This window comes from Nostoc sp. T09, from assembly GCF_002154695.1.
Classification (GTDB): domain Bacteria; phylum Cyanobacteriota; class Cyanobacteriia; order Cyanobacteriales; family Nostocaceae; genus Aulosira.
The window spans coordinates 41172-47636 of sequence record NZ_MTAV01000192.1 but is presented as its reverse complement, the minus strand read 5'-3'; the positions used below and the strand labels follow the sequence as shown (position 1 = coordinate 47636).

Annotated in this window: 6 protein-coding genes and 1 pseudogene; all 7 read left to right on the top strand. The window is 41.7% G+C overall.

Features of this window, described 5'->3' with window-relative positions; translation table 11 throughout:
* Positions 1–232 (top strand): annotated as a pseudogene (locus BV372_RS37240) (hypothetical protein); the annotation flags it as partial.
* A gap of 110 nt (positions 233–342) precedes the next feature.
* Positions 343–735 carry a hypothetical protein gene (locus BV372_RS36800; protein WP_179198288.1) on the top strand — a complete coding sequence of 131 codons (393 nt, stop codon included), beginning with the start codon at positions 343–345 and terminating at the stop codon, positions 733–735.
* Between the two features lie 272 nt (positions 736–1007).
* Positions 1008–1601 (top strand): Uma2 family endonuclease, encoded by a 594-nt coding sequence (locus tag BV372_RS30270; protein ID WP_086690520.1) that lies wholly within the window; start codon positions 1008–1010, stop codon positions 1599–1601.
* A gap of 395 nt (positions 1602–1996) precedes the next feature.
* Positions 1997–2587, top strand: a complete 591-nt coding sequence (locus tag BV372_RS30265; RefSeq protein WP_086690518.1) for a LemA family protein — start codon at positions 1997–1999, stop codon at positions 2585–2587.
* A gap of 6 nt (positions 2588–2593) precedes the next feature.
* Positions 2594–4510 (top strand): M48 family metallopeptidase, encoded by a 1917-nt coding sequence (locus tag BV372_RS30260; protein ID WP_086690516.1) that lies wholly within the window; start codon positions 2594–2596, stop codon positions 4508–4510.
* A 391-nt stretch (positions 4511–4901) separates the two neighbouring features.
* Complete coding sequence (locus tag BV372_RS30255; protein ID WP_086690514.1) at positions 4902–5156, top strand: hypothetical protein; 255 nt, start codon at positions 4902–4904, stop codon at positions 5154–5156.
* 3 nt (positions 5157–5159) lie between these two features.
* Complete coding sequence (locus BV372_RS30250; RefSeq protein ID WP_086690524.1) at positions 5160–6413, top strand: murein transglycosylase A; 1254 nt, start codon at positions 5160–5162, stop codon at positions 6411–6413.
* The last annotated feature ends 52 nt before the right edge of the window (positions 6414–6465 follow it).

The following is a 6465-nucleotide window of genomic DNA, read 5'->3' as shown; positions in this document are numbered from 1 at the left end:
CGAAACGGCAAATGTAGTGTCCGAAACGGCAAATGTAGTGTCCGAAACGGCAAATGTAGTCTCTGAAACGGCAATTGTAGTCTCTGAAATAGCAAATGTAGTGTCCGAAATAGCAAGTGTAGTCTCCGAAACGGCAAATGTAGTCTCCGAAATGGCAATTATGGATTTGGATGATAGACGCAATAGACCTTATGGAGAGTCGCACTGCAATTTTCCGAAATTCGCAACCTAAGTATGTGAGTAATTAAATTTGCTTCTGGTAGCTGTAACTTCATTTCTTCAGCATTCAGTTCTAGTAAAATCTAAGCTGAAAGGCTATGCAAGAAAATCTTTTAACAACACATGGCAGAAAAAAAATTAGAAGCTTTAATAGCGAAAACAGTCAAAAAAGCGATCAAAAAAGAAATAGGTAAATTTAAAAAAGATAATTTAGCGATTGTATCAAATCAAACTAATAATACATTAGACCGTTTTGTAGCTAATGTTGATACTTGGGAAGATAAAGACAATACGGAAGAAATTATTGATGATATATATGCCAGTCGTTATGTGAGTTTACCTTCAAAAGAAGATGCAGAACTTGAGCGTAAGTTACGAGAACTAAAGTTTAAACAAGAACTTAGAAAAGATTGGATATCATTTCTTTTAAAAGATGTAATAGTATATTCTGCTACTGTTATCTTTATCTTTACTGTCGCTGGGTTTTATCTATTCACTCTGATTCAGAGGTATTAACTTGCGTATTATATCCTGTGAGCAGCGTTATACTTGTGATAAGTAATCAATCATAAAATATTATTTCTGTATGAAATAAACCACATCTATTTTGAGAACCATAGTTTTAAAAGTAGTGGGAGCATCTTGCTCCCTGCTGGTAGTAGCGGGCAAGATGCCCACACTACTCCAGGTTTCTAAATGGACGAGGTTTAAAAAGATAAAAGTAGCCTTTAAGAGTTATCTTCTCGTTGCAACAAAGTTTAGCAATCTATAGATAAGACCAATAAGCTATGACTCCACAAATCCTAGATCAAATTACTACCTTGCAAGAACAGCGGTTTCTGTTACCTGGCAATTACACTTGGGAAGAATTTGAGAAGATTGAAGCTTTAACAGCAGATGCGCCAGGTTTGCGGATAACTTATCTTGACGGATGTATAGAGTTTAGAACTCATAGTGAAAAGCATGAGATTATTAAAAGTGTTGTAGCTATATTACTAGAAGCATATTTTTTTGAAATAGGTATAAAATTTATCGCTGTAGGTAGTGCCACCCGTCGAGCAAAAGAAAAGAGTGCTTCCTTTGAACCTGATGAATCTTACTATATTGGTGAGAAGAAAGAGCATCCTGACTTAGCTATTGAAGTTAATATTACCAGTGGCAGTATAGATAAACTAGAAAAATACAAGAGATTTAAAATTACTGAGGTTTGGTTTTGGGAAAATAATCAATTATCTTTATATGGATTAAATAATGATAACTATGAACAAATTACTCAAAGTACTTTACTAACAGAATTAGATATCAATTTATTAGTACGTTGTGTTTTAATGCCTTCAATTATTGAAGCTAGAGCAGAGTTTATCAAAGGAATTCGGCAGTAGTTGACCCATGTGTGAGTTGAAGTATTCTTGCCATAGCAATTCTATTTGATTCGTGAAAATAAATCTTGATTAATGAACCACTAAGGCACGAAGACACAAAGAAAAATTCAATTTCGTCCATTAGAGCTTAATACTGAAGTTATGAAGAAGGCGATCGCACTGTAAACCGTTTCATAAACAACATTAATCTAAGTAATTTTTCGTAACTAATTTTACAGGCGACGAAGCAAACTTGCGGAAAGTAGACTCTTGTGTATATCCATGACAATTTCGCTGGATATAACGGCTACTTTGATGGGTAATGCAAACAAGTACCATACTTGCTTTGCTTAATGGCAATTTTCCTGTCAGGGTGTTGCATTTCTCAATTCGCAAGTTTTTGGAACTTTAAGAATATGATCGGGCTTTTAATATTTTTGGTTGTTGTAATTGCCACTGTAGTTGTCATTATCATTAGTAGCTACAACGATTTAGTCAAGTATCGCAATCGCTACAAGAATGCTTACTCCCAAATTGATGTGCAATTACAGCGTCGCTATGACTTAATTCCCAATTTGGTGGAAACTGCTAAAGGTTACATGAAACATGAACGGGAAACCCTCGAAGCAGTAATTGCAGCCCGGAATTCTGCGGTTAATGCTAGTAGTCGCGCTGTACAAAATCCTGGCGATCCGCAAGCGATGCAGCAGTTGGGTAATGCAGAAGCGGCGCTGACGGGTGCGTTAAGTCGCATGATGGTACTTTCGGAAGCTTACCCTGAACTGAAAGCCGATCGCTCGATGAGTCAGGTGATGGAGGAACTATCTTCTACAGAAAACCGGATTGCTTTTGCACGTCAGGCTTTTAATGATGCTGTGACACTCTACAACACCAAAGGCGAATCGTTCCCCAGCAACTTAGTAGCACGCACTTTTAACTTTACTAATGCCGAGTTGCTGCAAGAAGCCACACCAGAAATGAAAACTGCTCCCCGCGTGTCTTTTTAGGTGTCTATGAATTTCTTTGAACATCAGGATAAAGCACGCCAAAACACACAACAGTTAATCGGGTTATTTGCGCTGTCGATCGCAGTTATGGTTGTGGCGATTTATATTGCCGCGTTATTTCTGTTTCGCATGGCTCCCCGGATTTGGTGGCATTCAGGATTATTTCTCTCTGTAGCTGGTGTCACCATTATTGCGATCGCTTTTGGCAGTGTATATAAAATCTTATATCTGCGGCAGGGAGGCAGTATCATTGCTCAGGAGTTGGGGGGACGACTCCTACTACCCGAAATGGCAGATGAACAAGGGCGACAACTGTTAAATATTGTCGAGGAAATGGCGATCGCTTCTGGTATTTCTGTGCCCGAAGTCTATCTCCTAGAATCAGAACAAGGTATTAATGCCTTTGCTGCTGGGTTTTCACCTAACGATGCCGTAATTGGTGTTACCCGTGGAAGTTTGCAACACCTAAGTCGGGATGAATTACAAGGAGTAATCGGTCATGAATTCAGTCACATTCTCAATGGAGATATGCGGCTGAATTTGCGTTTGATGGGACTGCTACACGGAATTTTGTTTATTTACTTAGCCGGGGAATTGCTGTGGCGTTGGCGCGTTCGCAGTAGCTCCGAAGATAAGGGTTTGCCTTTGTGGGCGTTTGGTTTGGCGCTGATGGCGATTGGCGGTATCGGATTACTCTGCGGTCGCCTAATTAAAGCCGCTGTCTCTCGTCAAAGGGAATTTCTGGCTGATGCCTCGGCGGTACAATTCACTCGCAACCCTGATGGTATGACTGGAGTACTGCAAAAACTCCAACAGATGGATTCACGCTTGATTACGCCAGGTGCAGAAGCCGCCAGTCATATGTTCTTTGGCAATGCTCTCAAACCTTCCTTTTGGGAAGATATGTTTGCTACTCACCCACCGCTTGCAGAACGTATCCGCCGTGTTGGGGGTTTGAATGCGCGTGATTTAGCTGCAATGCCATCTCCTATGCGCCATCAACCGCATTCCCAGGATGGATTAGCAATGGGTTTTGCTGGTGGTGGAAATACTACAACAGTCACACCAGAACAGGTAGTCAATCAGGTGGGAAGCGTTGCACCAGAGCATTTTGCCCATGCTCAAGCATTATTGGCGCAGTTACCAGAAACTCTACGCTTGGGAGTAAGAGAACAGCAAAGTGCAACAGCGATCGCTTTTGCCTTAGCTATAGATACAGAAAATCCCGAAGTACAACAACGCCAAATCGCTTGGTTAAGCCAAGTGCAACCTGCTGAGTTGGTAGAGAAAACACTAGAATTTAGTAGCGAAGTTAGCCAACTAGATCCCAGCTTGCGCTTACCACTTGTGGATTTGACAATACCCGCATTACGGCAAACTTCTGCTAAAGAATGCCAAAGGTTGTGCAAATGTGTTCAAGGTTTAGTGACAGCTAGAGGAAGTTTATCTCTGTGGGATTTTGTATTGCAGTTAGTACTGTGGTATCGACTCCAGCCTTGTATCAATCCCACATCAACTACAACAGTAGAATTTACTTCTATAGAACAGATTTGGTCAGATTGCATATTAGTACTGTCAGCACTAGCACGAGTGGGACAATCTCAACCGGATGAAATCGCCTATGCATTTCGTTCTGGTATTTTTCGCCTTCCGGGAGCCGGACAGCAAGAAAAACCAGATGCACCTGTTGCTTGTAACTTTACTGATATTAAGAAAAGTATTGAGCGCCTCCGCCTTGCTAGTCCTAAACTTAAGCAAGCTCTGGTTGATGCCTGCGCTCACACTGTTTTACTAGATAATAAAGTTACGCCATCAGAGGCAGATTTGCTGAGAGCGATCGCCATGACTCTAGACTGTCCTATACCCCCATTTTTAAATTCTCAAAGAGGTTTTCCCAAGCCCAAACAATCTTCAGCAAAGTAAAGTTCATGCCATGATTGATACCCGTACACACCAAGTCCGCCGTTGCGGACTTTTTATTTTGCAGAGTTTTGATTTTTGCAAAAACAGAGAATTTACTGGGAACGGGCTACGAGCTACGAGATCCCCGACTTCTTCAAGAACTCGGGGATCTCACTATCTTACGAGAACTGCTATATAAAGATTTTTTTCCCAAAACAATTTACTGGGAACTGTATCCGGGTAAGCTTCCGTCATAGGCGAAAGTACAAGTTAATGGTGAGGAGTGGTGAGTGATGAGTTATTAACTCAAAACTCTCTAAAATATCTGTGTCTGCTCCCGTATACTTCCCCTTCTCATTCTGGTATAAGGTGGTTAACAATGGGTTGAATGTGTTTCAAATAATTCAACTTTATGCCTAGAACCCCGAATGAATACGCAGTACACCTTCTACTAGAAAGTGGTCATCGCGAAGAAGTACGTTTTCCTACTATTCAAGAGTTTCAGAAGTGGTATAGTGGCGAACTTGTGCCAAAGTCTGCTTCTCATGACTTTATTAGCGTGCCGATCAAGAATATTCAAGGGGAGTATATGGTAGTACGCCCATCTCGAATTACCGCAATCCGGGTAGAACCAATTTTTAGCTCTAGTGTTGAAAGATACGATTAAATGATGAGAAAAACCCTTGCCTTGCTTTCCTTAAGTCTAGGAATTGCCTTTGTAAATACACTCTGGTCAGCTGTTGCTCAGGTTCCTGATTTACCACCGCCAGTACAGACTAATCCTGGAATACCTTTAGTAGTACCACCTAGCAATCCTGAAGTACAGCTGCCGCTCAAACCTACTGACTTAGGAAACTGTACCCCTAGCTATGCTTGTTTGGGCTGGGATGAGCAAATTTGGGGTAGCAGGGGTAAACGCGGCGATCGCCAAGCACTTTTAGCAGCAATTGATAATAGCTTACGTTACCTGGAAAAAGATAAGGCGATCGCTGCTTATCAACAATATCCAATTAAAGAAATTACCTTGGATCGGGTACGTCGGAGTTTGGTACGCTTCCGTCAGCTGGTTGTCAAATCTAAATCACCAGCCCAACTACAAGCTGCTGTCCGCAAGGAGTTTGTGTTTTACCAATCTGTAGGTAACGACGGCAACGGTACTGTTAAGTTTACCTCTTACTACGAGCCTGTTTATCTAGCTAGCCGTGTACGAACTTCTGAATACAAATATCCCCTTTATCGACTACCACCAGATTTTGACCAATGGGCTAAACCTCACCCAAAACGGATTGATTTAGAAGGTCAAGATGGGTTACTGGGGGATAAAAGCCAGTTGCACGGTTTAGAAATGTTGTGGTTCCGCGATCGCCTAGACGCATACATGATCCACATCCAAGGATCTGCCCAAATTCAGTTAACTGATGGTAAAAAAACCTCTGTTGCTTATGCAGGTGGAACAGATTATCCTTGGACAAGTATCGGCAAAGAACTTGCGAAAGACGGCAAACTCCCACTAGAGGGATTAACACTACCAAAGTTGGTCAGTTACTTTAAGCAATCTCCACAGGAATTGAGTAATTATTTGCCTCGCTGGGAGCGGTTTGTCTTCTTCAAAGAAACAAGCGGTACACCAGCCACTGGTAGTATTAATGTGCCAGTTACACCAGAGCGTTCCATTGCCACAGATAAGTCTATTATGCCTCCAGGCGCTCTAGCCCTGGTTTATACTGCTATTCCTTATCCCAATACTGTTGGTAACCTAGAGTTTCGGAATGTTAGCCGCTTTGTGCTCGATCAAGACACAGGTAGCGCCATCAAAGGGCCGGGAAGGGTAGATTATTTTATGGGAACCGGCAAATTAGCAGGCGATCGCGCTGGGATTACAGGCGGTAACGGCTCCTTATATTATTTATTGCTCAAAGAATAGATATTGGGCATGAGGCAAACAAGGAGTGTGGAAGGTGTGGGAAGATGGGGAA

Excerpts from the sequence above, each read along its gene's own strand:
- BV372_RS36800 (WP_179198288.1), top strand. The coding sequence starts at position 343 with ATGGCAGAAAAAAAATTAGAAGCTTTAATAGCGAAAACAGTCAAAAAA.
- BV372_RS30270 (WP_086690520.1), top strand. The coding sequence starts at position 1,008 with ATGACTCCACAAATCCTAGATCAAATTACTACCTTGCAAGAACAGCGG.
- BV372_RS30265 (WP_086690518.1), top strand. The coding sequence starts at position 1,997 with ATGATCGGGCTTTTAATATTTTTGGTTGTTGTAATTGCCACTGTAGTT.
- BV372_RS30260 (WP_086690516.1), top strand. The coding sequence starts at position 2,594 with ATGAATTTCTTTGAACATCAGGATAAAGCACGCCAAAACACACAACAG.
- BV372_RS30255 (WP_086690514.1), top strand. The coding sequence starts at position 4,902 with ATGCCTAGAACCCCGAATGAATACGCAGTACACCTTCTACTAGAAAGT.
- BV372_RS30250 (WP_086690524.1), top strand. The coding sequence starts at position 5,160 with ATGAGAAAAACCCTTGCCTTGCTTTCCTTAAGTCTAGGAATTGCCTTT.